General features: G+C 61.7%; 23 protein-coding genes. 9 read left to right on the forward strand and 14 right to left on the reverse strand.

The window, feature by feature from the left end:
- Positions 1 to 3: 3 nt before the first annotated feature.
- Positions 4 to 420, reverse strand: a complete 417-nt coding sequence (locus ACFQ6Y_RS07850; protein ID WP_378630788.1) for a DUF1801 domain-containing protein — start codon at positions 418 to 420, stop codon at positions 4 to 6.
- A gap of 205 nt (positions 421 to 625) precedes the next feature.
- On the opposite strand from ACFQ6Y_RS07850, the gene ACFQ6Y_RS07855 reads away from it, so the two are divergent.
- Together ACFQ6Y_RS07855 and ACFQ6Y_RS07860 are read left to right on the forward strand one after the other, a co-directional pair.
- A complete protein-coding gene (locus ACFQ6Y_RS07855; protein ID WP_378630791.1) occupies positions 626 to 1585 on the forward strand; it encodes a hypothetical protein in 960 nt (319 codons plus the stop codon).
- 48 nt (positions 1586 to 1633) lie between these two features.
- A complete protein-coding gene (locus tag ACFQ6Y_RS07860; protein ID WP_378630794.1) occupies positions 1634 to 2290 on the forward strand; it encodes a DUF3105 domain-containing protein in 657 nt (218 codons plus the stop codon).
- 34 nt (positions 2291 to 2324) lie between these two features.
- Here the strand turns inward: ACFQ6Y_RS07860 and ACFQ6Y_RS07865 are convergent, their stop codons facing one another.
- Both ACFQ6Y_RS07865 and dapB read right to left on the reverse strand, forming a co-directional pair.
- Positions 2325 to 2789, reverse strand: coding sequence for a hypothetical protein (locus ACFQ6Y_RS07865; RefSeq protein ID WP_283303888.1), 465 nt, complete (start codon positions 2787 to 2789; stop codon positions 2325 to 2327).
- On the reverse strand, positions 2786 to 3550 hold the full coding sequence (dapB, locus tag ACFQ6Y_RS07870) for a 4-hydroxy-tetrahydrodipicolinate reductase (protein ID WP_378630797.1): 765 nt from the start codon (positions 3548 to 3550) through the stop codon (positions 2786 to 2788). Before dapB ends, ACFQ6Y_RS07865 begins: the two co-directional genes overlap by 4 nt.
- Positions 3551 to 3652: 102 nt before the next feature.
- Between dapB and ACFQ6Y_RS07875 the strand changes: the two genes are divergently transcribed.
- Both ACFQ6Y_RS07875 and ACFQ6Y_RS07880 read left to right on the forward strand, forming a co-directional pair.
- Complete coding sequence (locus tag ACFQ6Y_RS07875; protein ID WP_378630800.1) at positions 3653 to 5692, forward strand: ATP-binding cassette domain-containing protein; 2040 nt, start codon at positions 3653 to 3655, stop codon at positions 5690 to 5692.
- Entirely contained in the window at positions 5689 to 6423 is a 735-nt protein-coding gene (locus ACFQ6Y_RS07880; protein ID WP_378630803.1) for an energy-coupling factor transporter transmembrane component T family protein, read from the forward strand. Before ACFQ6Y_RS07875 ends, ACFQ6Y_RS07880 begins: the two co-directional genes overlap by 4 nt.
- On the opposite strand, the gene ACFQ6Y_RS07885 is transcribed toward ACFQ6Y_RS07880, so the two are convergent.
- Complete coding sequence (locus tag ACFQ6Y_RS07885) at positions 6374 to 7045, reverse strand: TetR/AcrR family transcriptional regulator (RefSeq protein ID WP_378630807.1); 672 nt, start codon at positions 7043 to 7045, stop codon at positions 6374 to 6376. The two genes, ACFQ6Y_RS07880 and ACFQ6Y_RS07885, sit on opposite strands and share 50 nt — an antisense overlap.
- Before the next feature lie 225 nt (positions 7046 to 7270).
- Between ACFQ6Y_RS07885 and ACFQ6Y_RS07890 the strand changes: the two genes are divergently transcribed.
- Together ACFQ6Y_RS07890 and ACFQ6Y_RS07895 are read left to right on the forward strand one after the other, a co-directional pair.
- A complete protein-coding gene (locus ACFQ6Y_RS07890; protein WP_378630810.1) occupies positions 7271 to 8215 on the forward strand; it encodes a metal-dependent hydrolase in 945 nt (314 codons plus the stop codon).
- Positions 8215 to 9375 (forward strand): hypothetical protein, encoded by a 1161-nt coding sequence (locus ACFQ6Y_RS07895; protein WP_378630813.1) that lies wholly within the window; start codon positions 8215 to 8217, stop codon positions 9373 to 9375. Before ACFQ6Y_RS07890 ends, ACFQ6Y_RS07895 begins: the two co-directional genes overlap by 1 nt.
- Before the next feature lie 54 nt (positions 9376 to 9429).
- Here ACFQ6Y_RS07895 and ACFQ6Y_RS07900 read toward each other — a convergent pair whose 3' ends face one another.
- Complete coding sequence (locus ACFQ6Y_RS07900; protein WP_378630816.1) at positions 9430 to 10479, reverse strand: biotin/lipoate A/B protein ligase family protein; 1050 nt, start codon at positions 10477 to 10479, stop codon at positions 9430 to 9432.
- Between the two features lie 263 nt (positions 10480 to 10742).
- Between ACFQ6Y_RS07900 and ACFQ6Y_RS07905 the strand changes: the two genes are divergently transcribed.
- Positions 10743 to 10898, forward strand: coding sequence for a hypothetical protein (locus tag ACFQ6Y_RS07905; protein WP_003942131.1), 156 nt, complete (start codon positions 10743 to 10745; stop codon positions 10896 to 10898).
- Positions 10899 to 10917: 19 nt separating this feature from the next.
- On the opposite strand, the gene ACFQ6Y_RS07910 is transcribed toward ACFQ6Y_RS07905, so the two are convergent.
- From ACFQ6Y_RS07910 to ACFQ6Y_RS07920, 3 genes are all read right to left on the reverse strand, one after another.
- Entirely contained in the window at positions 10918 to 11733 is an 816-nt protein-coding gene (locus ACFQ6Y_RS07910; protein ID WP_378630819.1) for a MerR family transcriptional regulator, read from the reverse strand.
- Between the two features lie 52 nt (positions 11734 to 11785).
- The gene (locus ACFQ6Y_RS07915; protein WP_378630821.1) at positions 11786 to 12292 is read right to left on the reverse strand and encodes a VOC family protein; all 507 of its coding nucleotides are present in this window, start codon (positions 12290 to 12292) and stop codon (positions 11786 to 11788) included.
- Between the two features lie 71 nt (positions 12293 to 12363).
- Positions 12364 to 13545, reverse strand: a complete 1182-nt coding sequence (locus ACFQ6Y_RS07920; RefSeq protein ID WP_378630824.1) for a GDSL-type esterase/lipase family protein — start codon at positions 13543 to 13545, stop codon at positions 12364 to 12366.
- A 108-nt stretch (positions 13546 to 13653) separates the two neighbouring features.
- Between ACFQ6Y_RS07920 and ACFQ6Y_RS07925 the strand changes: the two genes are divergently transcribed.
- Positions 13654 to 14229, forward strand: coding sequence for a TetR/AcrR family transcriptional regulator (locus ACFQ6Y_RS07925; protein WP_378630827.1), 576 nt, complete (start codon positions 13654 to 13656; stop codon positions 14227 to 14229).
- A gap of 175 nt (positions 14230 to 14404) precedes the next feature.
- Here the strand turns inward: ACFQ6Y_RS07925 and ACFQ6Y_RS07930 are convergent, their stop codons facing one another.
- Positions 14405 to 15319, reverse strand: coding sequence for a tyrosine-protein phosphatase (locus tag ACFQ6Y_RS07930; RefSeq protein ID WP_378631348.1), 915 nt, complete (start codon positions 15317 to 15319; stop codon positions 14405 to 14407).
- 354 nt (positions 15320 to 15673) lie between these two features.
- Complete coding sequence (locus ACFQ6Y_RS07935; RefSeq protein ID WP_378630830.1) at positions 15674 to 16597, reverse strand: alpha/beta hydrolase; 924 nt, start codon at positions 16595 to 16597, stop codon at positions 15674 to 15676.
- A gap of 177 nt (positions 16598 to 16774) precedes the next feature.
- Here ACFQ6Y_RS07935 and ACFQ6Y_RS07940 point away from each other — a divergent pair, with 177 nt between their 5' ends.
- Positions 16775 to 18238, forward strand: coding sequence for a glycoside hydrolase family 5 protein (locus ACFQ6Y_RS07940; RefSeq protein ID WP_378630833.1), 1464 nt, complete (start codon positions 16775 to 16777; stop codon positions 18236 to 18238).
- A gap of 51 nt (positions 18239 to 18289) precedes the next feature.
- Here ACFQ6Y_RS07940 and ACFQ6Y_RS07945 read toward each other — a convergent pair whose 3' ends face one another.
- The 4 genes from ACFQ6Y_RS07945 to ACFQ6Y_RS07960 form a co-directional block, all read right to left on the reverse strand.
- Entirely contained in the window at positions 18290 to 18952 is a 663-nt protein-coding gene (locus ACFQ6Y_RS07945) for a GAP family protein (RefSeq protein ID WP_378630836.1), read from the reverse strand.
- A 297-nt stretch (positions 18953 to 19249) separates the two neighbouring features.
- The gene (locus ACFQ6Y_RS07950) at positions 19250 to 20671 is read right to left on the reverse strand and encodes a hypothetical protein (RefSeq protein WP_378630838.1); all 1422 of its coding nucleotides are present in this window, start codon (positions 20669 to 20671) and stop codon (positions 19250 to 19252) included.
- A 103-nt stretch (positions 20672 to 20774) separates the two neighbouring features.
- Complete coding sequence (locus tag ACFQ6Y_RS07955; RefSeq protein WP_378533560.1) at positions 20775 to 22439, reverse strand: alpha/beta hydrolase; 1665 nt, start codon at positions 22437 to 22439, stop codon at positions 20775 to 20777.
- A 217-nt stretch (positions 22440 to 22656) separates the two neighbouring features.
- Positions 22657 to 24474, reverse strand: coding sequence for an ABC transporter ATP-binding protein/permease (locus tag ACFQ6Y_RS07960; RefSeq protein WP_378630841.1), 1818 nt, complete (start codon positions 24472 to 24474; stop codon positions 22657 to 22659).
- Between the last annotated feature and the right edge of the window lie 12 nt (positions 24475 to 24486).

Raw genomic sequence — 24486 nt, forward strand, 5'->3', positions numbered from 1 at the left:
AAGTCACTTTTTCGAGGTGTTCAGGGCAATCGCGGCGTGAACGAGTGCCTTGAACGCCTTTTCGTTGACGGCTTCGCCCTCGTGAAAATCGATCGCCCGCCTCGTATTGCCCTCGAGGCTGGAGTTGAAGAGACCTGAGGAGTCCTCGAGTGATGCGCCTTTGGCAAAAGTCACCTTGACTGCACTCTTGTACGTCTCACCGGTACAGATCATTCCGGCGTGGTACCACACCGGAACTCCTCGCCACTTCCATTCCTCCACTACATCCGGATCCGTCTCTTTGATCAGAGTGCGTATCCGCGAGAGCGTCTCGCCCCGCCAATCTCCGAGTTCCTCGATTTGCTTGTCGATCAACTGAGACGGGGAGTCTGCTCCTTGCTTTTCGGGATCACTCTGCTTTTCGGGATCACTCTTCGCCATCGCTTCGTCACTTCCTGCTCGTTGTCGCCGATCGCCGGTGAGTCGAGTATCCCCTCCGGCACCCACATTCATTCGGCGAACCACTGACGCATCACGACGTCGAGGCGTAGACCATTTCTTGCTCTTTTCTGACAAACCGAGACGGACGTCCAGTATTGTCTGGGTACTAAGTCCCGATTTTCGGCCAAAAGGACTCCATTGTGATGTGGAAATTGTGATGTGGAAACGCGCGCTTGCCCATTCGATCTCCGCGGCTGCCTGCTCGGTTGCTCTCGCCGCCGCAATCGTCGGCGTTCACGCTGCTCCGGCGGCGGCGCACCAGGCCTCGCGCGTCTTCGACGCACTGTGCACACCCATCGATGCGGGCCTTTCCGAACTGTCCGGACTCACCGTAACCGCGGCCGGGATGTACGCAATCGGCGACAGCGGCTCTGACGATCGCGTCGCCGAACTCGATTCGAACTGCCACGTTCAGCGCTGGATCAATGTGGGCACTCCTCGCGTCGATGTCGAGGATCTCTCGTCGACTCCTGACGGCCATCTGTGGCTGGCAGACATCGGCGACAACAACGCGATACGAACGTCGGTCGGGCTGATCGAACTCGATCCGACATCAGGTACCGCTACCTCCTACCCCCTTGTTTATCCGGACGGTGCGCACGACGCCGAGACACTGTTGATCCAGAGCGACGGCCTTCCCGTCATCGTCACCAAGGACTATTTCGGCGCAAGCGTCGTCTACACAACCGCTGAGCGACAGCATGTTCAAGATCTGAGTACGTCGTCGCCGACCATACTGGCCGAAGTGGGCCAGCTGAGGATGACACCCACCCTCACTTCCGGTGGGCCGGTTCCTCATGCCGGCACGATGGCCGTCACGGGCGGCGCTGTGAGCAAGGACGGCACGGTAGTAGCGCTTCGCACGTACACGGACGTCTACCTATATTCAGCTCCCGATGGTGATGTCGTGAAAGCGTTGACCACCAAACCGATTCGTGTTTCCCTTCCCGACGAGCCACAAGGTGAAGCGATCGCGTTCAACGCTGCCGGTGATCTGATCAGCGGTTCCGAGTCATACCAAGGGCCGTTGCCGCCGCTGCGAATTCTTCGCGGTGCCAGTGACATCGCACTGTCGGGCGGTGCGAGCGGCTCTCTCGGCTCGTAGTCGATTCACGTCCCGGGGAAAGCGATCGGGCGCCGCTATCATGACCGAGTGAACAAACAACTTCGAGCGACAGTGGCGATCTCGGCAGTTCTCGCGCTGGCTTCGTGCGCGAATTCCGTCGAAGGAACACCTCGTCCGGATGCGTTCGTTCCGAGCGTCGACAACCCGGATCCGTCCGAAGCCATCGACGGAGTTGTCGCGGTCGATTACCCAGCCGCTCAACACGTACGCCCGAACGAACGTGTGGCGTACACACATTCACCGCCTTTCGGCGGCCGTCATGATTCGGTCTGGGCAAACTGCACCGGAATTGTTTATCCGCAAGCGATTCGGACCGAGAATGCGGTCCATTCTCTCGAGCACGGAGCTGTGTGGATCACGTACAACCCCAACCTCGTCTCAGGCGAGGATCAGGCCCGCTTGGCGCAGCGAGTCGAGGGCATGAGCTACACACTGATGTCGCCGTACCCGACCCTGGATTCGCCGATCTCGCTGCAGTCATGGGGCCGTCAACTCAAGCTCGACAACGCCGAGGACGCTCGCATCGATCAATTCGTCTCGGCATTGCGGGTCAATCCGAACACGTATCCCGAAGTGGGCGCGACGTGTTCGGTGCCGGTAACGAGCTTCGACCCGAACAACCCGCCGCCATTCGACCCCACCACTCCGGATCCGACTTCTCCCACAACGGTTCCGGAGCGCTAGCACCTCACCGATCCCCTGGTCTCAGCAGAGGAAACTACTTGCCTCGCGAACGACGTTCCAGTTCCACTGCCCGGCGCATGGTTTCCCGCGCCCGGCTTCGATCACCGGCGTAGTCGTAAGCGCGAGCGAGTCGGAAGTTCTGCTTCCAGTTGTCCGGATCTGCTTCCCAGTCGACCTTGATCTGAGCGAACAACTCGTCGGCGGCCGCTCGCTCGATCCGACCCGAAGGCAATTTCGGAAGCGAAGAGGCGTCGACCGTGAGGCCCTCGTCGTGGATCTGCTGCGCGAGACGCTGGTGCGTGAACCCCGCACGGAGGGTGGCGATGACGAGCCACAGCCCCAGGAACGGCAGGATCAGCACTCCGATCCCGAGACCGATTGCGGCGCCACCGCCGTCCTGGATGAGCTGGATTCCGCGCTGACCGAGCAGCACGAAGTACACCGCGAGCGCGATACAGATCGCAACGATCAGCGCGAGGGTGCGGGTGGTCTTGTTCATAGATCGAGGAAAGAATCGATACCGACCGTCAGACCCGGATGCGAACTGATCTGACGAACACCGAGCAGAACGCCTGGCGCGAACGAATTCCGATCGATGGAATCGTGCCGAATGGTCAGCGTCTCGCCCTGCGTCCCGAGAATGACTTCCTGATGCGCAACCAGGCCGGCCATGCGCACGGAGTGAACCCGGACGCCGTCGACGTCGGCTCCGCGCGCACCCTCGAGTTCGGTCGTGGTGGCGTCAGGACTGCGTCCAACGCCTGCTTCCGCGCGAGCCTCGGCAATCATGGCGGCCGTTCTGTATGCGGTGCCCGAAGGCGCGTCGGCCTTGTTGGGATGGTGAAGTTCGATGACCTCGACGGAATCGAAGAAGCGCGCCGCCGCGGCCGAGAAACGCATCAACAGCACCGCACCGATGGCGAAGTTGGGCGCGATCAGAACACCCGTTGCCGGCTGGGCGTCGAGCCAGGACTGCACAGTCGCGAGCCGGGACTCGTCGAAACCGGTGGTGCCGATCACAGCGTGAATTCCGTTGGCCACGAGGAATTCCAGATTTCCCATGACGACGTCGGGGTGAGTGAAGTCGACCACTACCTGAGTGCGGGCGTCGACGAACGTCTCGATGCGATCACCGGTGTCGACCTGCGCAACAAGTTCCAGATCGGGAGCAGCTTCCACTGCCTCGCAGATCGCTCGACCGACCTTGCCCTTGGCTCCCAGAACCCCGACCCTGATGGGTGCTGCACTCACGTCTTCCACGCTCCGTCCGATGCATTGTTTGAGGTGAAGCCTACGCAATCGCGCTGATGCGCTCACCATCAGTCGGGCAGGAGTTATGTCACCACTGGCACACTGGACGTGGTGAGCAACCGTCCGCAAGTCCGCGAAACCGGCAGCCTTCGACCACTCGAGTTGGCAACGGGTGCCGTCATGGCTGGATTCACGGTCGCGTTGTCCGTCATCGCCACGGTCATCCCCATGGCCAGCGCCCTCAACCTCGTGGCTGCGGTTCCGATGGGAATTGTTGCCCAGCGCTTTCGGGTCCGTGCGGTAGTGACGGCCGGAGTGTCGGCTACTGCGGTCGCCTTTGTCGCCGCCGGTTCGGGATCGGCATGGGCGGTGGCACTGTGCGCCCTCCTCGGCGGAATCATCGGCACGGTCAAGCGGCGTGGTCTCGGCTTCATCTCCGCATTGCTGTCGTCTTTTGTCATCGGGCCGGCGCTGGCGTTGTTCTCCATAGTCTTGTTGCTTGTTCTCGCGCCCCTGCGCAACTTGTTCCTGAACTCGCTCGAGAACACCGCGCTGGGTGTGGCCACAATCTTGAAGCGTGCGCCCTCCCTGGTCGGGGCAGCCGAGTGGATCGAGAACAGCATCGGCTCGATCATCGACTACTGGTGGTTGTGGATCGCCGCGTCGATCATCTCCGGGATCGTCCTGAGCACCGTCGTCTCCTATTTTGTCCTCGGTGCCGTCCTCGATCGATTGGCTGCACTCCCCTCGTCCGACCCACTCGAGACAACACCCGACGACCGTCCGATCGATCCGTTGCCGGTGACTTTCGATCACGTGGGCTTCACCTATCCGGGTGCATCGACGCCGGCCCTCGTCGATGTCAACTTCACCGTCCGACGCGGAGAGTTCGTCACTGTCGTCGGCCACAACGGCTCGGGCAAGTCCACACTCACCCGGTTGCTCGCCGGTCGCGCACCGACCGTCGGGGCCCTGACGAGACCCGGGTCCGCCGGCCTCGGCCGACAGGGCGGAACCGCCGTCGTCCTGCAACGACCGGAGAGCCAGATCCTCGGAACCCGCGTCGCGGACGACGTCGTCTGGGGGCTTCCCCCAGAGTCACATCCCGACGTCGATGCACTGCTCGCTGAAGTAGGGCTCGCCGGCATGGGTATGCGCGAGACCTCGGGGCTCTCCGGTGGCGAGATGCAACGTCTGGCGGTTGCTGCCGCTCTGGCGCGGCGCCCCGCTCTCCTGATCGCGGACGAAGCCACCGCGATGGTCGATCAGGCCGGCCGGGAGGATTTGGTCGCACTCCTCGCCGAACTTCCACGACGCCATCCCATGGCCGTGGTACTCGTGACACATCACCACGCCGACACCCGCGCGGCAGATCGGGTGATTCAACTGCAACGCGGACGGCAGATCGACCACCAACCCGGTTGGATGACGTCGACGTTTGCAGGTCCGCCCGCCGCGCCTTGGCCGGCCGGCACTCGCACGGTCCTCCAACTCACCGATGTGACGCACACCTACAACGACCGGACTCCGTGGTCGAGACGTGCACTGTCGGAGGTGAACCTGACCATCGACGACGGGGACGGGCTACTGATCCTGGGCGGCAACGGCTCCGGTAAGTCGACCCTGGCCTGGATCATGGCCGGCCTGATCACACCGAGCAAGGGAACCGCAGTCTTCGACGGCAAACCTGTCTCGCGCCAACTAGGCACCGTCGGGCTCACGTTCCAACATTCGCGGCTGCAATTGCAACGCCGAACCGTCGCCGAAGACATCGAGGCCGCCGGTGGTCCGGAGATCGGATCCGTACAAGTGTCCTGGGCGCTCGACGCCGTCGGACTCGACCGTCACGTCGCCGGCCGCAGTATCGACGAGTTGAGCGGCGGGCAGATGCGACGCGTCGTGCTGGCCGGTCTCCTCGTCCGCCAACCCCGAGTGCTCATTCTCGACGAACCGCTCGCCGGTCTCGATCCGCCCGGCCGCCACGAAATCCTGAACGTACTCCGGTGGATTCGTCGGAACGGAACCGCTGTTGTCGTCATCTCCCACGACGTCGACGGCATGGATGCCGTGTGCAGCAGAACGATACGACTGTCGCAGGGTCGCATACTCGATCCGGCCGCCGGCGCAGCTTTGGAAGGATCGACAACGTGACCACCCTCTTGCGTGAAGTTCCGACTTCTTCTCCGGTCCATCGACTGTGGGCCGGAACGAAGATCGTGGCCGTCGTACTCGTCAGCATCGTGGTGGTTGTGACACCGTCCTGGCCGACGATCGGCGTCGTGCTCGGACTGCTGCTGCTGACCGCGGTGATCGGACGCATTCCCCCGACAGCAGTTCCGCACCCTCCGTGGTGGCTGTGGGCGCTTATTCTGCTCGGCGCATTGATCAACCTTCCGATCGGCCTCGACGCGGTGTTCCTGTACCTGCAAGCCGTGACCTTCGGCCTTGTATTGCTCTGTGTCTCACTGATGTTGGCGTGGACGACGTCGATGAGCGATGTGGCCCCTGCCCTGGCCACTCTGGGCCGACCGCTTCGATTCTTCAAGATTCCCGTCGACGAGTGGGCGATCGCGACAGCCCTCTGCATTCGTTCGCTTCCGCTGTTGATCGACGAAATGCTCACTCTCGTTGCGGCACGGCGACTGCGCCCGAAAGCTGTGGTGAACAGCGCTGCCGACAACTCGATAGTCGACCTGATCACCACAACCATGTCGGTGGCAATTCGGCGATCTGCCGAAATGGGCGAAGCGATCTCCGCTCGCGGGGGCACCGGATTGATCGCGGCGTACCCCAAGCGCCCTCAGCTGGCAGACCTGTTCGCCTTGGTCGTCGTCATTGTTGCGTGCGCGAGCGCGGTCGCTTTGACGATAGCTCTGCGCTGACCGGGTCACTCTTCATCGAACCCGACTGCGCGATGATCGCGGAACCCATCCAGCGTCGTAAGTATCGCCGCAGTTCCTCGTCGCTCCGCTTCGGATCGCCGGGCGCGAGGAAAAACGACTGCATAGTCCGCAGGACGTATTCGACCAGTTCCTGAAGTGATGCGTCGTCGTATCCGCAGCTCAGCCAGTCCACGTCGAAGCGGGTGATCATCGCCATTCCGAAGGCTTGCGCCTCCTGAGAGGTCAGACCTTCGGGATGAAGACTCGAATTCGTGCTTGTGAGCAGAATGCCGAGATGGGGCGTTCGGTGGACCTGGGTCAGGGTGTAGACGACACCCTCGGTCATCGCCTCGACGGGGTCTTCGATCCCGCTCACGTGCGTGGTCAGTCGATCGAGATAGCCGTCGACCGACGCGATCGCAGCTGCCCTCATCAGAGCGTCGGCGCTGGGAAAGTATCGATACACGGTCTGCCGGATCACGCCCAGTGACTCGGCGACGTCGCCGATACTGATTTCCGAACTCGTCCGTCCGATCAGCTCGACCGCGGCCTCGACAATGCGACGAGACGCATCTTCGTCGCTGTCCGGTGGATTGCCGCCCCACCCACGCCTTCGTGCCACTGCCCACTTCCTCGCTCGAACGAGGCTCGAACCATGTCTTTGCGCTCGAAGTCCAAGAGCCACAGGCTAACACAGGCGACATTTGCATCCGGACCGCTCGAATTTCCCTCCGTCGACGAAAGTGAACATACAACTGCACACCAATATGTATGATTACTGCCACACGTGGCTTCCAGTGCCAGAGCGGCCACCTGACCAGCCCCTCCGAAAGACGAGGTTCGACAAGTGACCAACCTTCAGCCCCGAAAGATGGATTTCGGATTCGAGGATCATGACGTTCCCTTCCTGTGGAACCCGGAGAACCCGGCCTGGTCGAGCATGTCCAACGCGGTCTCGTTCCTGGCCATCGGTTTCGAGAAGATGATCGTGAAGATGATCATGCAGACCAAGTCGCGGATCAGCGATCCCGAGGTGTCCGAGGAAGCCGTAGCATTCATGCGTCAGGAAGGCCATCACTCGACCGCGCACCGCCAGCATGTGAAGGCTCTGATCAGGCGATACCCCGGACTGCAGAACACACTCGACGCCGTGATCGGTGAATTCGATCTACTGACCGAGGCAACCTCGCTGAACTACCGGCTCGCATACACCGCTGATCTGGAGGCAACCTTCACGCCGGTGTTCAAGCTGATGCTCGACAACGAGGAGACCTTGTTCCGCCCGGGAGACGACCGTGTCGCGTCGCTGTTCATCTGGCACTTCGTCGAGGAGGTCGAGCATCGTAGCTCGGCTCTGATCATCTTCAACTCCGTTGTCGGAAGCGAGCTTTACCGGATGCGGATGGCACCGTCGATCTTCGCGCACGTGATGAAGGTGATTCGTATCGCCTGCGCAGGCTTCAACCAGCACGTTCCGCTCTCCGAGCGTCAAGTGGACTCACTGTCGATGTTCGCCACCCACCGCACCAAGCAGAAGATTCTGACGTCGTTTGCGCCCTACCTGACCAAGGGCACCATGCCCCGCGCTTTCGATCACCTACAACTCGGCGAACAACTCGTCGCGCTCGGCGGTGTCTTCCGCAGCCAGATGCCCAATCACAACCCGGATCACGAGAAGCTCCCCGCACTCGCCGACCAGTGGTTCAAGCGTTACGACGACGGCTACGACTGCACACGCTGGTACACCGCTGAATCTCAGGCACAAGAGTCGATCACGTCAGGGGCCAACTGATGGCAGAACACTGCTCCCCCACGTTTGCCCAGCTCGCAACAGAACTCGGTTTCTCCTGTCAGGAAGCAGGTGGACTCGTCGAGTTCCGTAACCCGGCGGCGCTGGAGAACTGGACCCTGCCCGTCCTCGAATGGACCATCATCGTCGGCTCGGTGCTCGCACTGGTCCTGGCGATCGTGCGGTTGCGCCGCAACGGCGACCCCACCAACCTGGTCCTCTGGTTTGGCGCCACCGCCTACCTGTTCATCATCGAGCCTCCGCTGTACTTCCCGGCGGCGTTCGGCATCGAAGAACAAGTGGACACGATGTTCGCGCACAACGTGTTCACCGTCGACTTCATGTGGGGTCGACTGCCGCTGTACATCGTTGCCATCTATCCACTGATGGCGACGTTGGCCTTCGAAATAGTCAGAATGCTCGGCGTTTTCCGCAAATACGGTCCACTATTGGGCGCTGTCTGCGTCGGCTTCGTCCACCATGCGTTCTACGAAATCTTCGACCACCTCGGACCTCAGTTGCGATGGTGGGAGTGGTCGACGTCGAACCCGATCAACCAACCCATGTTCGACGCGGTTCCACTGCCCAGCGTGGTCGTCTTCGCCGCTCTGTGGCCCATGTCGCTGGCATTCTGCGTCCAGTACTTCGTCGGACGGCACGTCGATGCCGGCAAGCACTTTTCCGGACTTCAATTGGTATGGCGCACCATCGTGATCGGCCTTCTGGCGTCACTGGGAACGTTCATCCTCCCGCTCCCGGCGACGGTCTTCGGAATGGGTAGCGACACCGTTCGCGGGTTCCTCTACGCGGCGGAACTTGCCGTCCTCACGGTGGTCGCGATAGTGGTTCTCGTCCGCCAATGGACGCACCTGCGCTCGGCAGAATCGAACGCTCCTGCCCACACCAACAAGTTCGTCCAGATCTACAGCGTGGTGTACCTGGTTGTCATGGCAATCCTGTGGGCGAGTGCGCTTCCCGACTTCTTCGACGCAGTCGACGGTTCCACCAGCGCTGGAGATCCCATCGGGAACCTGTGGTACACACTGGCGTGCTTCGTCATCGCAATCCTGTGCGTGAGCGCAACTTTCACTATTCCGAAGCGGAACTCCCGCGCCGGCGACGTTGAACTTCTCGGCGCAAACTCAGCGACTCCGGCTACCTAGGTCGACCGGGACGAGACCTCTCGGGTCTCGTCCCGGTTTCTCGGGGTCACGGCGTCACGGGACGCGGTGAGTCCACTCTTCGGTGCTGAATTTCGTCTCCACCAGCTTGCGCGCCTGCTCCAACTCCGAGTCCGTGTAGTCGCTGTCGCGGGTGTCGTATTGATCTCGGAAGTGCTGCGCAAACGACTCCAGGATTGCTGCACGCGTCATTCCGGTCTGCGAACGCAGCGGATCGACGCGCTTGGCCGCACTCTTGGTTCCCTTGTCCGACATCTTTTCTCGTCCGATTCGCAGCACCTGCGTCATCTTCTCCGCGTCGATGTCGTAGGCCATGGTCACGTGATGGAGCACGGTGCCGGACGCGAATCGCTTCTGAGCGGCGCCGGCGATCTTGCCCTTGTCCGAGGCGATGTCGTTGAGCGGCACGTACCGAGCGTTGATACCGACCTCGGCAAGCGCTCCCATGACCCAGTGATCGAGAAACGCGTAGGACTGCTCGAAACTCAATCCCTCGACCAACGACGCCGGTACTGCCAACGAATACGTGATGCAGTTGCCCGGTTCCATGAACATCGCACCGCCACCGGAGATTCGGCGCACCACCCCGATGCCGTGCCGCGCAGCTGCCTCGGAGTCGACCTCGTTGCGCACGGACTGGAACGATCCGATCACGACCAAGGGCGAGTCCCAGTCCCAGAATCGCAATGTCGGCGGACGCTCACCCGATGCGACCTCACGCGCGATGACCTCGTCCAGCGCGACGTGCATCGCGGGATCGAGAACCACCGGCGGGATGAGGTCGAACGTGTGATCCGCCCAGCTCGTGGCGTGGCCGAGTGCGCGCCGGATCGCGATGCCGACCGACTGCGGCGTGAAGCCGATCATCGAGACGGACTCGTCGAGCGCAGTGGAGATGGCATGCGCCAATTGTTCTGCATCCGAGTCGGCGGGCATTCCGCGCAACGCCGCGTTGATGTCGTCGAGCGCGCTGTCGGGCTCGAGGAAGAAGTCCCCCGAGACTGCGACTTCGGACAGCCGACCGTCCGCCACCTCGACGTCGACCGCGACCAGTTTTCCACCAGGAACCTTGTACTCTCCACGCATCCGTCCAGCCTATCCCTGCGGGATTCTCTGCGGTGAGCGCCGTCGAAGATCACACCGCGCGCGCAGTGCGCAACTGTTAGGCCGGCAAGACGACCAATCACTCACACCTGTAAGTCGCTGCGGGGCTGCACAATCGCGAGGACGGGACGGCAGGTGTCGGCCCCTGCCTTGACTCCCGCTTCTGCCGACAGGCGAGATGATCTCTGGGGTGGGAGGATTACCGCAACGAGCCAACTCCCTGGCAAGTCACAACGGAGGTAGACATGAAGGTCCCGGCGTTCCACTCGACGGTTCCTTCGGATCTCGACGTCTATCACGACAACGAAAGCTGCATTTTGGCCGCGCGCATCGCAGTGTCCCATCGTGCCCCCGGAGTCGACGGCCGACCGTGGTGCACCGCCTGCGCGTCATTGGACTGACGAGCGACCACCAGCTCACTCACACCCACGTCGCCGATTCGGGGACAACCCCGTTGGCCCGAGCATTCGCATCGATGACAGCGCGGAGCCACACTGTCAGACCGGTCTCGACCTGCTCGTAGAACGCGGTGAATCCCGGATCGGCCACGTACATCCGTCCCAGACACACCTGCATCGAATGTGTGCAGTCGAAGTAAACCCCGATCGACGCTCGGTGCCGTTCTGCCAGCGAATTCGCCTCGGCGCTTCCCGGTTCGACACCGGATCGGCAGGCCAGCGCCAGATCTTCGTCGAGCGTCTCGACGCAGTCGGCGATCTTCTGCCAATCCTCAGCGGTCCTACCCGCCGACCGTTCCGCGTGCTGCGCCCACTGCGCACTGTCACCCCAACGCTCGTGCGCCTCAGGTCCCCATGACGGCTGCCAGTGTCGGCCGAAGATCGAGACCTGCTCGTGTGCCGGCAGCAGCACACCCGACTTCCTGGCATCGATAATGCGATCCAAGGACTCGCCCAGTTCCTCCAAGTCGGCTATCCGTTGCCGCAACTCGGCGCGCTGCCCACGCAGCGTCTCGTCCACGTCGGCTGCGGGCGCACCGAGCAATATCCCGATCTCGTCGAGCGACAAGCCCACATCACGGTAGACAAGCACCCGGCCGATGCGGCCGAGGTCCGCGTCGGTGTACAGCCGGTAGCCCCCGTCACTGCGCCCGGACGGACGCACCAAACCGATTGCGTCCCAATGATGAAGGGTACGTACGGTTATGCCTAGTCGTGATGCGGCAGCACCGACAGTGAGAGCACTGTCTGCGTCGTCTCCGAAGAGTTGCTCCGTCACGGCATCCAGTCTGACAGACGCGGTGCGGGAGGCCACGGCGTCAGCCCTCTGTTCAGTCGTCGGGTCCGTCAATTCCCATACCTCGCAGATACTCGGCCTCGGCACTGTTCGGGTCGTACGGACGAGCGGCCGTCATGATCACGCGCGCGTTCTCCGGTGTCACAATCTCCAACTCCAGTGAATTCCAGGGCTTCAGATGTGGACCGCTGGTGCATCCGGGCCGCAATTCCTCACACGCCTGTGCTATCTGATCGATCTGACTCAGCACACACGCAAAGCTCACACTGACGGACGGTGATGAATCTGACCGTTCTCCGGGCACGAGCAGAACGTCTTGAAATGCCCAGCGTCGCAGGTGCGTCAGTCGATCCGGTACCGAAAAGAGGTCGAAGAAACCGAGCCCACGGATCCAGAAGTCGGCCGATTCGGCCAGATTCGAAGTCGGAACCGACACGAACATGGGCATTCCGTAGAGACCTCGGAACTGTTCCGGAGGCACGGCATCTGTAGCGGGGACAGGGACGGGGCTGGTGTCGAATGCTGGGTAAGTATCGGTCATGAAGTCATCGTGAGCCCTCACGCTACGTCAGGGTCAAATCGTGTGAAATCCGATCGAACCAGATTGCGCGATCACACCGTGCGTGCGAATGCGCCGTCGTCTGCGAATACACGTTGGGCAAAGCGTTCTCCGATGAGACGGTGCGTCGCAGCGTCCGGATGGAGCTGATCGGGAAGCGGAAGCTCTTCGTTCTCGGCCGCACCGTAGAGATCGCAGCCGTCGACGTAATGCAGATTGGGATCATCCGCCGATCGCTGGGTTACGATGCGCGCCAACTCTTCCCGAATAGAGCGCAGCGTCAGCTTTCCGGCTGCGCGCTCGGCGGGATCGCCGGTAGCAACGAATCGCATTTCGCCTCTGGCAAGCGCGTCGAAATCGAATGCACCTGGCCCCGGCGTGTCTTCGTGAATCGGGCAATAGACAGGCGAGACGACCAACAGTGGAGCCGCTGGATGACCGTCGCGGACCGTGTCGAGGAAGCCGTGCATTGCCGACGTGAAGGCCCGCAGGCGCATCACGTCGGAGTTGACCAGATTGATGCCCATCTTGATGCTGATCAGGTCAGCTGCGGTGTCTCGCATAGCGCGGGCGGTGTACTGGTCCAGCAGGGCGCTGCCGCTGAACCCGAGGTTGATCAGATCCACTCCGCCGAGGGAGGCTGCGAGAGCAGGCCAAGTGCGGGAGGGACTTTCAGCGCCGGAGCCTTGACTGATCGAGCTTCCGTGATGGAGCCACACGCGACGCTTCGTCTCGACCGCGAGTTCGAGTGGGGCGTCGGTCCGTAGTGCGATAAGTTCGGTGGTTTCGTTGTGCGGCAACCAGATCTCGACAGCCTTTGATCGCGCAGGCAGGTCCGCGAAGCGGATGGTGCTGACGGGTCCGGATTGTCTCTGAGCGGTACCGGTCGCCATGTCGATCGTCACCGTGTTGCCGCCCTCAGCGATTGCCTGCCCGGCTGGTTCGCCGTCGACGATCAGGTCGTACACACCCTGTGGCCTCGGCGGGGCACCGATGTAGATCATTTTCGTGGGCAGAGTGTCGAGTTCGATGGCCGTAGCACTGGTTCGGAACACCAGCCGCACTCCGGACGGTTGTGATTGCGCCATTGCCATCTGCCCGTCAGCGAATTGTGTGCGAGCCCTGGCGGGCAGACGGTGTGTCAGCACACCGCGTTCGGTCCGCTCGAGCTCGAGGGCTCCGCGCACGATGTCCTCGGAAATTGCGGTAGTAATCCAGCTGCTCTGGCTGTTCATCTCATTCACCTGTAGATAAGTTGCGAAGGCATTAACTACACCACACAGTAATTTGCCTATACTATTTAGGCAAGCGGTTTCACTTCTCGACGAACAGGATCAACGGACATGCCTCGCGCAGGACTGACACCCGAACGCCTCGCCGTGGCGGGCGCCGAATTGGCCGACGAGGTGGGCTTCGAGCAGGTGACCGTATCGGCGGTCGCCAGAGCGTTCGACGTCAAGGTCGCAAGCCTGTACTCGCACGTGAAGAGTTCGAACGACCTCAAAACCAGAATCGCATTGCTTGCCTTGGAAGAGATGGCCGACCAGGCTGCCGACGCCGTGGCCGGTCGGTCCGGCCGCGACGCCTTGACCGCCTTCGCGAACGTGTACCGCGACTACGCGAGGGCACACCCCGGCCGATACGCCGCGTCACAGATGCGCCTCACCCCGGAGGCCGCAACTGCGGGCGCGGGCTTCAGACACTCGCAGATGATGCGATCAATTCTTCGCGGGTACAACCTCACCGATCTCGATCAGACCCACGCAGTTCGATTGCTCGGCAGCGTTTTCCATGGGTACGCCAGCCTCGAGTTGGGTGGATCGTTCAGCCACAGCGCACCGGACAGCGCCGAAAGCTGGTCCAAGATCCTCGAGGCACTCGATTCAATGCTGACCAATTGGCCAGCATCGAGTGCGTGATCCGGCTTGCTTTCTGCCAGCAAAGTGCTTGCGCCACTTGGTGATCGCACACGGCCGAGAAACTTCGCGCCCACCAGAGGAGCAGTGCCACACAATTACGCGTTCCCTCAACCATCAGTCGCACTGGGACAGCAGAGGGTCCGAGTGGGCAAGAAGCCGAGGTGTGGGGCTACCCCTATAGGAGAAGCTTGGCACGCAGAGAGTCGATAATGCCCTGGTCGACGCCGAGGCCCTCCCGTACGTAAGTATCCATACCGCCGTAGAGCCGGTCGACCTGTGCATACGCCGCATCGAGCCACGACAGGTCCACCGCGTCGTCCCGGCCCAGGTACGTGTTCGACGCCATGAAATCGGCACTGATGAACTCACGCGGGACACCGAGAATGGTCAGCAGGATCGCGGTACCCCAACCGGTGCGGTCCTTCCCTGCACTGCAGTGGTAGACGGTTGCGCCGTCGGAGTTGTTCGCGATCGCAGTCAGCAGGTCATGGAAGGCGACATCGGAACCACGGTAGTTGACCATGAACGGGTAGCCGATGCTCTGGCCGATGTTCGAGGTTCCCTTGACTGCGCCGTCGATCAACGCGCGCCCGAGGGTCAGGGGAACGAACTCGTGGAACGTGATGCCGTGTTCGATACTGACGACGTCGGCGACCTGGTAGGTGACGCCGGCGGGGATCCGATCGGGATCCTCTACGCGTTCGGAGGCGTTGCGCAGGTCGACGTCGAGGGTCAGGTTCGCGGCGGTGAGTTTTGCCAGATCAGCCTCATTGAGCGAGCTGAGCTTGTTGGAACGGAACACCAGGCCTGTCCGGACGGTCCTGCCGTCGGTAGTCCGGTAGCCGCCGATGTCGCGGAAGTTCCGCGCCTCGTCGAGCCTGATCTCGGCCGCGGACGGCGGTGGGATCTCCGGCAGCGGCGGTTGCTCCCCAGACGATCCGAACTGGCTCGAACCCAATTGCAGGTCGTCGCTCGAGGCGGAGGCGAGTGTGGGACCGGTCAGGGCCGCACCCACGGCAACCAGCGCAGCGAGGGCGATTCCGAAAGGGCGCACCCCTCGGCGGCGCGCGTAAGCAGTCGTCATTCTGATCCTCTCACTCGCTGTGCGGGAGGACCCCGCGCCCCGCAAACCACGTGCGAGATTACAAGGGCGGCGCGCTCCTCGTCCCGACTTTGTTCCAGAAACCGGACATATGTTCAGGTGCCCGGACAGCCGCCTTCATGCGGGAAGGAACACAATCCCGTCACTGCAGTGCCATCGACCACGCCGGACCCGCCCGAACGACAGACCGCGGCCGCGGCCGCTCCACACGTCCGGCGCGGCCGTGATGAGGTTTGAGCGCCACATTGCGTGCCTGCGTCACGAAGACTTACGTGATTGGGTCCCGCAGGACGAGCTCCAGCCATCCCATACCCTCGGCACGCTGAACCACGCCCCTGCCTGTCACGCCGGCTCGGCGTCGAGACAATGCCCAAGCCAGGCACCTATATCGAGCGCAGCGCGGCGGGCAACAGGCGTTGGATGGCTTGTAAATCCATGCGGGACATCAGGATAGAGACGCAAGTCGACGTCGTTTCCGGCCGCCGACAGTCGCGCCACCATGGCAAGGTTCTCAGCCAGGACCACGTCTTCTGATCCAACGACAACGAGGGTCGGCGGCAAGCCGCTCAGGTCGCCGAATGTCGGAGAAATATCCGGGAGAGTGCGGTCACCGACATGGCCCACATAGGCTTCGATGAAGTATTCGTCGCCGATGGTGCGGCCAGCGGGAGTCTGGGCACTGACGTCGTACGTGCCCGCTTCCAGCACCGCACCCGAAAATGCCTTGGCCAGAACTCGATCGCGAAGGCGCAGCAACGTTGTCATCACCAAGGTTGCTCCCGCCGACATACCACCAATGGCTAGTCTGGTCGTCCCGAACCGTTCGGCAGCGACGTCAAGCAGCCACAAAGCGACCGCCTCACAGTCGTCCGGCGCTGCCGGCCAAGGGAATTCCGGCGCAAGCCGGTAGTCGACGGTAACCACTGCTACTCCGACCGCGTCGGCGAGTCTCATACTACGAGCGTCAGAGCTAGCCGCCGAACTCATGTAGAAACCACCACCCGGAAGATATAGGTAGACCCCGTTGACATCGCCATCTTTCGGCGTGACTACACGCACCGAGACGGATCGGCCCTCGATGTCGAGCGTGTGTTCAACTGCCCGGGTCGCGGGTGTTGGGTCAACCACTCGGGAGGCTCGCACCACAAGCAGTTCCTGCAGTGAACTCGGACCGACGCCGGCGGGCCGCGACTCGTAGAACGCTCGGGTACTCGCCGCATCGTCACGAGACACTCGTTCGATCAGATCGGTCAATGCAAGCTTCACCGGGGCTCCCTTGGGTCGAGACTTGTCGACAATGATCGCACCTCCAGCAACAGCACGTAGCCGACGTGTACTCGGCAACAAGGCGACCGTGGCAGGTATGAGCAAAGCGCGCCGGAAAAGGGCGTTGTCACGCTAGCCTCATCTCGGAATTGGACGTTTGTCTAGAAAGGTTTACGGATGCGCGCGCTGCTGCTTGCCACCCTTGCAATCCTGGCACTTCAGATTGCAGCTCCGGCCGCTCACGCCGCACCACCGGAATCGGGCTGGTCCCTCCCCCAACTGACCGTCGCAGATCGCACGATCAAGGACGTCGACGGACGAACGGTGTTGCTACGCGGCGTAAACGCCAACGGACTTAACGACTACGCAACCAACGGCACCGGACTACCCACCGTTACTCCGCTGGGACGAACGGACTTCGCGCACATGGCAGCTCTGGGCTTCAACGTCGTACGACTCAACGTCGCGTGGTCACTCCTCGAACCGACCCGCGGAACATTCGACACTGCGTACGTCGACCGCATTCGAGTAGCGGTCGAGGATGCGAAAGACCACGGCATCTACACCGTTCTCGACATGCATCAGGACGCATGGGGCTCGTACGTCGGCACCCCGAGCGACCAGTCGTGCCCGTCATTCATGCGGCCGGGAGTCGGCTGGGACGGCGCACCCGAGTGGGCAACCCTGACCGGCGGATGGACAACCTGCAACATCGGTGGGCTCCGGGAAGGTGCGCCGGCCATCGCCCATGCCTTCCAGGCGTTTTACGACGACGAGCAAGGAATTCAGAGTCGTTTGGTGGCGACGTGGGCGAAGTTGGCCGCGGAGTTCAAAGACGAACCCGCGGTGGCCGGATACGACCTGTTGAACGAACCGAACCCCGGTCTGCGCGACCCCTTCACTGCAGCAGACCAGATCGGGCAGTTCTACCAGCGCGCCACCGACGCCATCCGGCAAGCCGAAGCAGGCGGGTTCCCGCACCTGGTGTTCTTCGAACCCAGTGCGATCTGGTCGGCATTCGGCTTCGACGCACTGCCCCCGCGCAAGTACCTGACCGATCCTCTGGTGGTGTTCTCGCCGCACCTCTACAGCGAATCCATCACGGTCAGTAGCGAATTCCCCGCGATCGAAGACGGATTTCGGATCGCCGACCGCGCCGCCGCCTGGTACGACGCCCCGTTGTGGACGGGCGAATGGGGTTGGTTCGGGGACGCCGACGAGCAGGGAGCAGACGTCGACCGCTTCGTCGACGCCACCGACAAGTACCGGATGGGCGGCGCGTGGTGGTCGTGGACACAAGCGTGCGGTGACCCCCACCCCGTTCGCGACGGCAATACCCACCAGCCACAGGGAAATCTGAATCGCATCGACTGCCCGTCCGGTGAATCACTGGGGCTCGTAGAGGGATTCGCCGTTCCACTCTCGCGAGCGTATCCGCGAGCAGCGCCCGGCACGCTGACGGAGGTGTCCCGCAACGGGTTTACCGGGACCGGCTCCGGAAGGGTCGAGGCCTGGTACCCAGGAACCGACCGGCCACAGCTCGAGATCACGAATCTCTCCGACGTCCGACTGTCCCCGATCGAGGGCGGATGGCAACTGATCGGCCACGCCGACGGCGACTACGCGGTTAAACCAGCCTGATCGAACGATCATCCGGGAATTGTGCGTTCACACCACGTGAAAGAGTGGGTGTCAGAAGATTCCGCCGATTCCCTTGCCGATCAGAACAACGCCGACGACCAGGATCAACACACTCATCACCGTGGTGTTGTTGTCTTGGAGCCAGACTTTGAGATTGGCCAACGGCTCGCGCAGGCGATCAGCAGCCACCAGGAATCCGATGACCGGGATCGCGACAGTTGAGCTGGCGATGATCGTGAAGACGAGGATCGAGGTGATCACTCCGCTGGTCGCCAGCGACGCCGAACCGATCGACACTCCGGCCGCGATGCACATGAGCAGGTTCTTCGGGTTGATCGCTGCGAGCGCGAATCCGAGGCCCAAGCCCTTGACCGCGGTCATCTGGTCAACGGCTTGCATCCACTTCGGTGTTTCGTGCTCGCCGCTGCGCCCCCGCCACTGCTTGACCCCGACCGTCAACAGGAGGACACCGAGGGCTAGTTTGATCCACGAAACCGTGGCAGACGGTCCATCGTCCGAAGTGCTGACGGCACTGGACAGAATCACGAAAAGAACTGTAGCGATGAAGATTCCGAGTAACCAGCCCACGGCGAACCCGACGCTGGTGCTACCCGCTCGCTTGGAGAGCAACATCAAGATAGTGGCGATGACGGCTACCGGCGACACGGCCACACCGACGGCTATGGGGAGGAGATCTCCGATAACGGAACCCATGTCAAAACTCGTTTCTCATCGGGGCGCAGTCGATACCGCTGCGCGCCAATGCTGACACCCTGTGCGCCTACATCGTTTACGCCTCATTCGAAAGGGATGAGTGCCCGAACCGCCGTCCTTGATTCACTCGCGATGTGCATCGCCAACGCAAACTGGCACTGCCCTCGTCCAATCGATTGACGCGTACAGGCGCCGAACGGTGTCGGCTGCGCTCGCAACTGAGCGCAGCCGACACCGTCGATGGGGACCGCCCAGACGCAATCCCAGGCGCTGAACTCACTCCTAGAGTCAGTCGGTCTACTTCGCGCAGCCACTCTCCTCGAACGCGAGCTTGGACGTATATTGCCCGTCCGGCAAGTACTGCGCCATCACGGCCTTCTCGTCACCGGGCGTCTTGGTATCGTGTGCGGCGTGACTGAAGTCCTTGGCCGGCAGCATGTTCCGCATGATCAGAAGGGAATCGTCGAGATGCCCCGCGCCATCACCGGCCGGCGAGAGCGACAGCCATGACACCCCACATTCCTTCGTAGCGTTTGCGGGTCGGTCTTCAGGCAGCGACGCGACAATCGTGTAGCGACCATCCGCATCAGTGGCCATCTGCTCGTCGAACAGACACGTAGCTACCTTCGTCGTTGCCAGCGATTCATTGCTGCACATAGACCAGAACCGCATGTCGACAGCGCTGTCGAGATTCTTTGCGCCGGTAGTCGTCGTCGGAGTCCTCGGCAACTCTCCCCTAAGTACCAAAACATCGCCGAACCCACGGTTGACTTCGGCTGTGACGTAGCTGTTGTCGATGTTGGAGTACTGCCCGCCCACCCGCTGGGGTGTGCCAACGCATTTGCCGAGATAGGTACAGCCCAGGGTGAACTCGGCGCTGTAGTACGCCCGCCAGACAGGTGTCTGCTCGGAAGGGAATGTCGCAGGCTTGCCCGGTTGATCACGCAATGCCTTGTACGTGTCCAACGGCAGCGAAGCCGGCTTCAAGATTCCGTTGTCCGCACCGACCGCTGAACACAGATCCTGCCCCCGCAGCACCTGACCACCGGCAAGGTGCAGCTCTGGCTCCGGCAGTCCTACGCCCCCGGTGAGATCACGCCCATTGTCCGGCAGGTAGATGCGATAAAGCAGGCTTATCCGGTCCTGACCTGGCACACCGGCATACAAGGTGTTAGGTTTCGGCTCAGCAGGCGAGGCCTCGTTGAGGACGGAAGCCGTGTACGACCTGGCACCTTCGTTCGATCGATCGGCACCGGGAAGATAGGTATTGCGCGAGCCTGCGTCCGGAGCAGTCGACATGTCATTGAGGACGGCGGTCGGCATAGCGGTTGCGGCGTTGTACGAGTTCAACGACTGATAGCGCGCATGCGCATACTGCCCTCGGATAACCAACTCGGCATCCTCGGGGATTGTGAACTGCGCAGCCCAATAGATCGCCGCGGTGTCAGGAAAGGCGTAGTTGAGCTGCGGGTCCGCGCGCTCGGGATTGATCGGCACCGACCAGAAGCAGGTCGACACCGGATGCTCGACATCAGGTCCGCCGGATCCGAAATCGACAGAACCAGAATGGGATCCGCTCGACGAACCGGTTCCGGATCCGCTCGACGAACCGAAGTCGACAGATCCGATCGCCGGCGCGGCAACCGCGGACCCAGCCCCGGCAAATACAGTGATCGCGCTCAGCGCCACCGCAGCTACGAGTGTTCTTGATGAATGCATCGCGCTCCTTGTTAGATAGCTGACAAACAGTGATCGAACGATCAAGAGCGAGTACTCCCGGTCCAACGACGAGACACCGTCGCGAGGTCCGTACTCCGCACTACTACTTGGTGGGTTGAAAGTTGTTCGTCAAGGCGCCGCGAATCGCGTCGGTGTCCGACTGCGACCAGTTCTCGGGGTGCAGGATCTGCGCCCACATATCCGCTGCCTCGGCTCCGTAGTTGTGTCCGTGACCAGGCGGCACGTCAGCCGAGAAGACCATGTCGAGTGTCACCTGCCAGAACGTCACGAACGGTATCCACGTCATTCCCGGATCGACATCACGGCCGAGAGGCTCGGCAAGCCAGTCCGGTTTGTTCAGAAGCAGGTCGAAGGACCACCAGACGATCGGGTCGCTGGCATGCTGCCAGTACACGACGCGAGAGTCGTTCCACGGCGCATCCAGTTCGAGATCCTCCGGATAGGCAGCGAAACGGATCGACTGCCCGTCGTCGATCACCGGCACGGCTTCCTGTGAGCCGGAGTCACGACTGCCCGTGATCTCCTGCCATTGAGCGGTGAAGTTCGGAGTGCCCGACCACAATGCCCCATCCACACGTGTCGCCATGTCCTGTGCTCCCGCGAACGCGGCCTGTCCCCCGTACGATCCGAGGCTCTCGCCGAAAACGACAAGCTTGGGACGCTTGTCGAGCGGCAGATCGATCCACTTCGCGTAGACAGAGTTGAACAGCGCCCGGCCTGCGGCCATCGGGGTTTCGCGGTCGGCGATGAATGCCAAGGGGCTGGGAAGGAACGAGTACTGCATCGCCGCGATGGCGGTGTCGCCGCCTTGGACGTATTCGAAAGCGGACGCCACGTCGTCGTTGACCCAGCCGCGGCCGGTGGTGGTCACCACTGCCAGGACGGCACGGTCGAAGCCGCCGGTGCGCTCGAGTTCGTCGACGACCCGCTGTGCGACGCCGTCGACGGAATCGGACGACTCGCGGCCGGCGTACACGCGGATGGGTTGCTTCGCGTCTCGGCCGGTCACCGCGGCAATCTTGTCCGCAGACGGTCCGCTACCCATGAAGGTACGTCCTTCCTTGCCCAGTGAATCCCATGCCTCGGCAGACATCGGCGAACCACTGCGTTCGGCGATCAAAGGTTGGTCGATACCATCCGGTGTGTCGTTGTCCGCGCCGGAGAAACTCCAGTTCGCGAACGCGATGAGCCCGTTGTAGAGGGCACCGTTGACGACGAAGATCGCCAACGCGAAGACGACGACCAAACTTGCGACTTTCGCCGCTTCCTTGGGAACAAACCGCAGAGCAACAGCAGCGAGACTTCTGGTGAGATACCGCAGACCGCGAACCGCCTCGAGCAAGATCAACCACACCGCTATCGAAATCAGCAGCACCAGAAGATAGTTCGCCCGGTTGACGCGAGGTGCCTCGACCAGATCACGGACGATCTGCTGCCACCACGAACCCAAGATCAGAAAGAGAGGTACCGATATCACTGCCAGAACGGCGAGTACGGCCCAACCAATTCTCTTGGTCCGATCCGACCATGTCGGTTCGACTCCGCATTTGCGGATCATCCACGCCACGCTCACACCGATGCCGTACCCCGTGGCGACGGAAATACCCGTTGCCACGCCCTGCAGGTACCACGCGCGCGGTAAGAGGGACGGGCTCATCGAGAGGACGAAAAACACCAAGCCGAACGACAACCCGACCGAGTGCAGCGTCTTGCCATAGCGCCGCACACCTTCCCACACACGTTTCATGCCGGAATCGTAAGCGCGCCAGAAAGATGAAATGAGCCTCTCATCCCTTTCGAATGAGGCGCGAACTACTTCTGGCAACCGTCCTCGGGAGGTCGAGCTATTCCAGTACTCGCTACGATTGCTGCGGGAGTTGGGTGGCCGAACTCGTCACGCAGGGCCTGACCTACCGCGCATTCGCAGTAAGACCGGTCATTTGTCAGCGCCCCGAAAGGCACTCTCAGCCTTCACGATCGGTGATCTCCCAGTGCCCAGCGCCGCGCAGTTCGAGTTGTCGGTTGTGAAAAACGCCGAGAGTGCTGCGATGGCCGACACTGACAATGATGCTGTCGGGCAGTTCACGGCGAACGATGTCGTAGAGCGTGTACTCGAGGCCTTCGTCGATTCCGGATGTCGCCTCGTCGAGAAACGCGGTTCGCGGTCGGATCAGGAGGACTCGGGCGAACGCCAACCGTTGTTGTTCACCCGGCGACAGAATTCGAGTCCAATCAGCAGCCTCGTCGAGTCGACCGATCAAATGTGCGAGGTGCACTTCGGCGAGAGCGTCGTGGAGCCTGCGGTCGTCGAAGCTCGAGCGCCCGATGTTCGGCTGACCTGAGGGCAACTGATCTGGATATGCCAAACCCGCGCGCAGAGAACCCAAAGGTAGGTACGGCCGTTGTGAGAGGAACAGGACGTCTCCGACCGGGGTGGTCACGGAACCGTTTGTATACGGCCACAACTGCGCGATGCTGCGGAGCAGCGTGGTTTTGCCGCTACCCGACGGACCCTTCACCAGCAGTGCATCGCCGGGCCCCAGTGACAAGTCGAGTTCGGAGATCAATGCCTCACCACCCGGCGTGCGCACGTCGAGTCCCCGAACAACCAAATGACTGCCAGAGGAGAACGCGTCGAGCACGGGAAGTGCGCGGGCACGCCGATTGGCATCGGCGAGCCCGGTCAAACGGATCAGTGTGGCCCGGAAACTTGCGAAATCGGCATAGGACTCTCGGAAGAACGACAACGAATTGTGCACCTGGCCGAACGCCTGTGCAGTTTGCATCACGTCCCCGAAAGTGATTTGCCCGCTGAACAATCGAGATCCCTGCACCAGAAACGGAAAGACCACCGCTGTCTGATCCACTGCCAGATTGAAGCCACTGAATTTGAGCGTTCGGAAAACAATTGCCCACATGTTCCGGATCACTGCAGCAAAACGTGTTCCGAGTGTGCGCCGTTCAGCATCTTCACCGCGATAGAAGGCGATGCTTTCGCCGTACTCCCGTAGTCGAACCAGCGCGTACCGGAAGGTCGCGCCGAGTTTCTCGTTCAAGAAATTCAGCATGATCAGTGGCCGGCCGATCCAGAAGGCCAGTGCCGTGGTCACCAACACGTAGATGTAGACGAGGAAGATCATGGCCCGCGGAATCTCGGTACCGAAAACGGTCAACGGCCCGGACAGATCCCACAGGATCTTGGTGAAACTGACGATCGACACCATTGCCGCGACGGCGCCCATGGACAACGTGCGGGACGAGGTCACGAACGCTGTTATGTCTGACTGGATACGCTGATCTGGATTATCGACCGGGTTCTCCAGGAAGTTTCCGCGATAGTAGGCGCTGCCGTCGAGCCAATCGTCGGTCAATGTGTCATTGAGCCAACTACGCCAGCTGATATCGAGTGTTTGGCCCACCAGGTACACGACAAGCGAGCTCACTACGTGAACTGCTGCCAAAATCGCGAACACTCGCAGGTAGTGCCAGAAAGCGGTCTCGTCGAGGTTCTGGATGGCGTCGTAGAAATCCTTGTACCAGTACGAGAACAACACTGTCACGCGGACACCGAAAATCGTCAGCAACAGCAGTGACGCGAGAATCAACAGTGGAAGGACTGTGCGTCGGGGATCGAAGTAGGGCCATGCCATTCGACGAAACTGGTTGCCCCAGCGGGTGTACCGGCCAAGTAGCAGTCCGGCGATCACGAGAGCCACAACCGTGATCGCGAAGGCCTCTGCCAACCACAGTGCGCTGTCCGGTACCGCGTTGTTCCAATTCACCGTAGCCTCCGT

It is taken from the genome of Rhodococcus sp. NPDC056516 (genome assembly GCF_042794655.1).
Lineage (GTDB): Bacteria > Actinomycetota > Actinomycetes > Mycobacteriales > Mycobacteriaceae > Rhodococcus_F.

What these genes read in the sequence shown, in the direction of transcription:
- ACFQ6Y_RS07850 (WP_378630788.1), bottom strand. Translation starts at nt 420, where the DNA reads ATGGCGAAGAGTGATCCCGAAAAGCAGAGTGATCCCGAAAAGCAAGGA.
- ACFQ6Y_RS07865 (WP_283303888.1), bottom strand. Translation starts at nt 2,789, where the DNA reads ATGAACAAGACCACCCGCACCCTCGCGCTGATCGTTGCGATCTGTATC.
- ACFQ6Y_RS07895 (WP_378630813.1), top strand. Translation starts at nt 8,215, where the DNA reads ATGGCAGAACACTGCTCCCCCACGTTTGCCCAGCTCGCAACAGAACTC.
- ACFQ6Y_RS07900 (WP_378630816.1), bottom strand. Translation starts at nt 10,479, where the DNA reads ATGCGTGGAGAGTACAAGGTTCCTGGTGGAAAACTGGTCGCGGTCGAC.
- ACFQ6Y_RS07905 (WP_003942131.1), top strand. Translation starts at nt 10,743, where the DNA reads ATGAAGGTCCCGGCGTTCCACTCGACGGTTCCTTCGGATCTCGACGTC.
- ACFQ6Y_RS07915 (WP_378630821.1), bottom strand. Translation starts at nt 12,292, where the DNA reads ATGACCGATACTTACCCAGCATTCGACACCAGCCCCGTCCCTGTCCCC.
- ACFQ6Y_RS07920 (WP_378630824.1), bottom strand. Translation starts at nt 13,545, where the DNA reads ATGAACAGCCAGAGCAGCTGGATTACTACCGCAATTTCCGAGGACATC.
- ACFQ6Y_RS07925 (WP_378630827.1), top strand. Translation starts at nt 13,654, where the DNA reads ATGCCTCGCGCAGGACTGACACCCGAACGCCTCGCCGTGGCGGGCGCC.
- ACFQ6Y_RS07940 (WP_378630833.1), top strand. Translation starts at nt 16,775, where the DNA reads ATGCGCGCGCTGCTGCTTGCCACCCTTGCAATCCTGGCACTTCAGATT.
- ACFQ6Y_RS07945 (WP_378630836.1), bottom strand. Translation starts at nt 18,952, where the DNA reads ATGGGTTCCGTTATCGGAGATCTCCTCCCCATAGCCGTCGGTGTGGCC.
- ACFQ6Y_RS07950 (WP_378630838.1), bottom strand. Translation starts at nt 20,671, where the DNA reads ATGCATTCATCAAGAACACTCGTAGCTGCGGTGGCGCTGAGCGCGATC.
- ACFQ6Y_RS07955 (WP_378533560.1), bottom strand. Translation starts at nt 22,439, where the DNA reads ATGAAACGTGTGTGGGAAGGTGTGCGGCGCTATGGCAAGACGCTGCAC.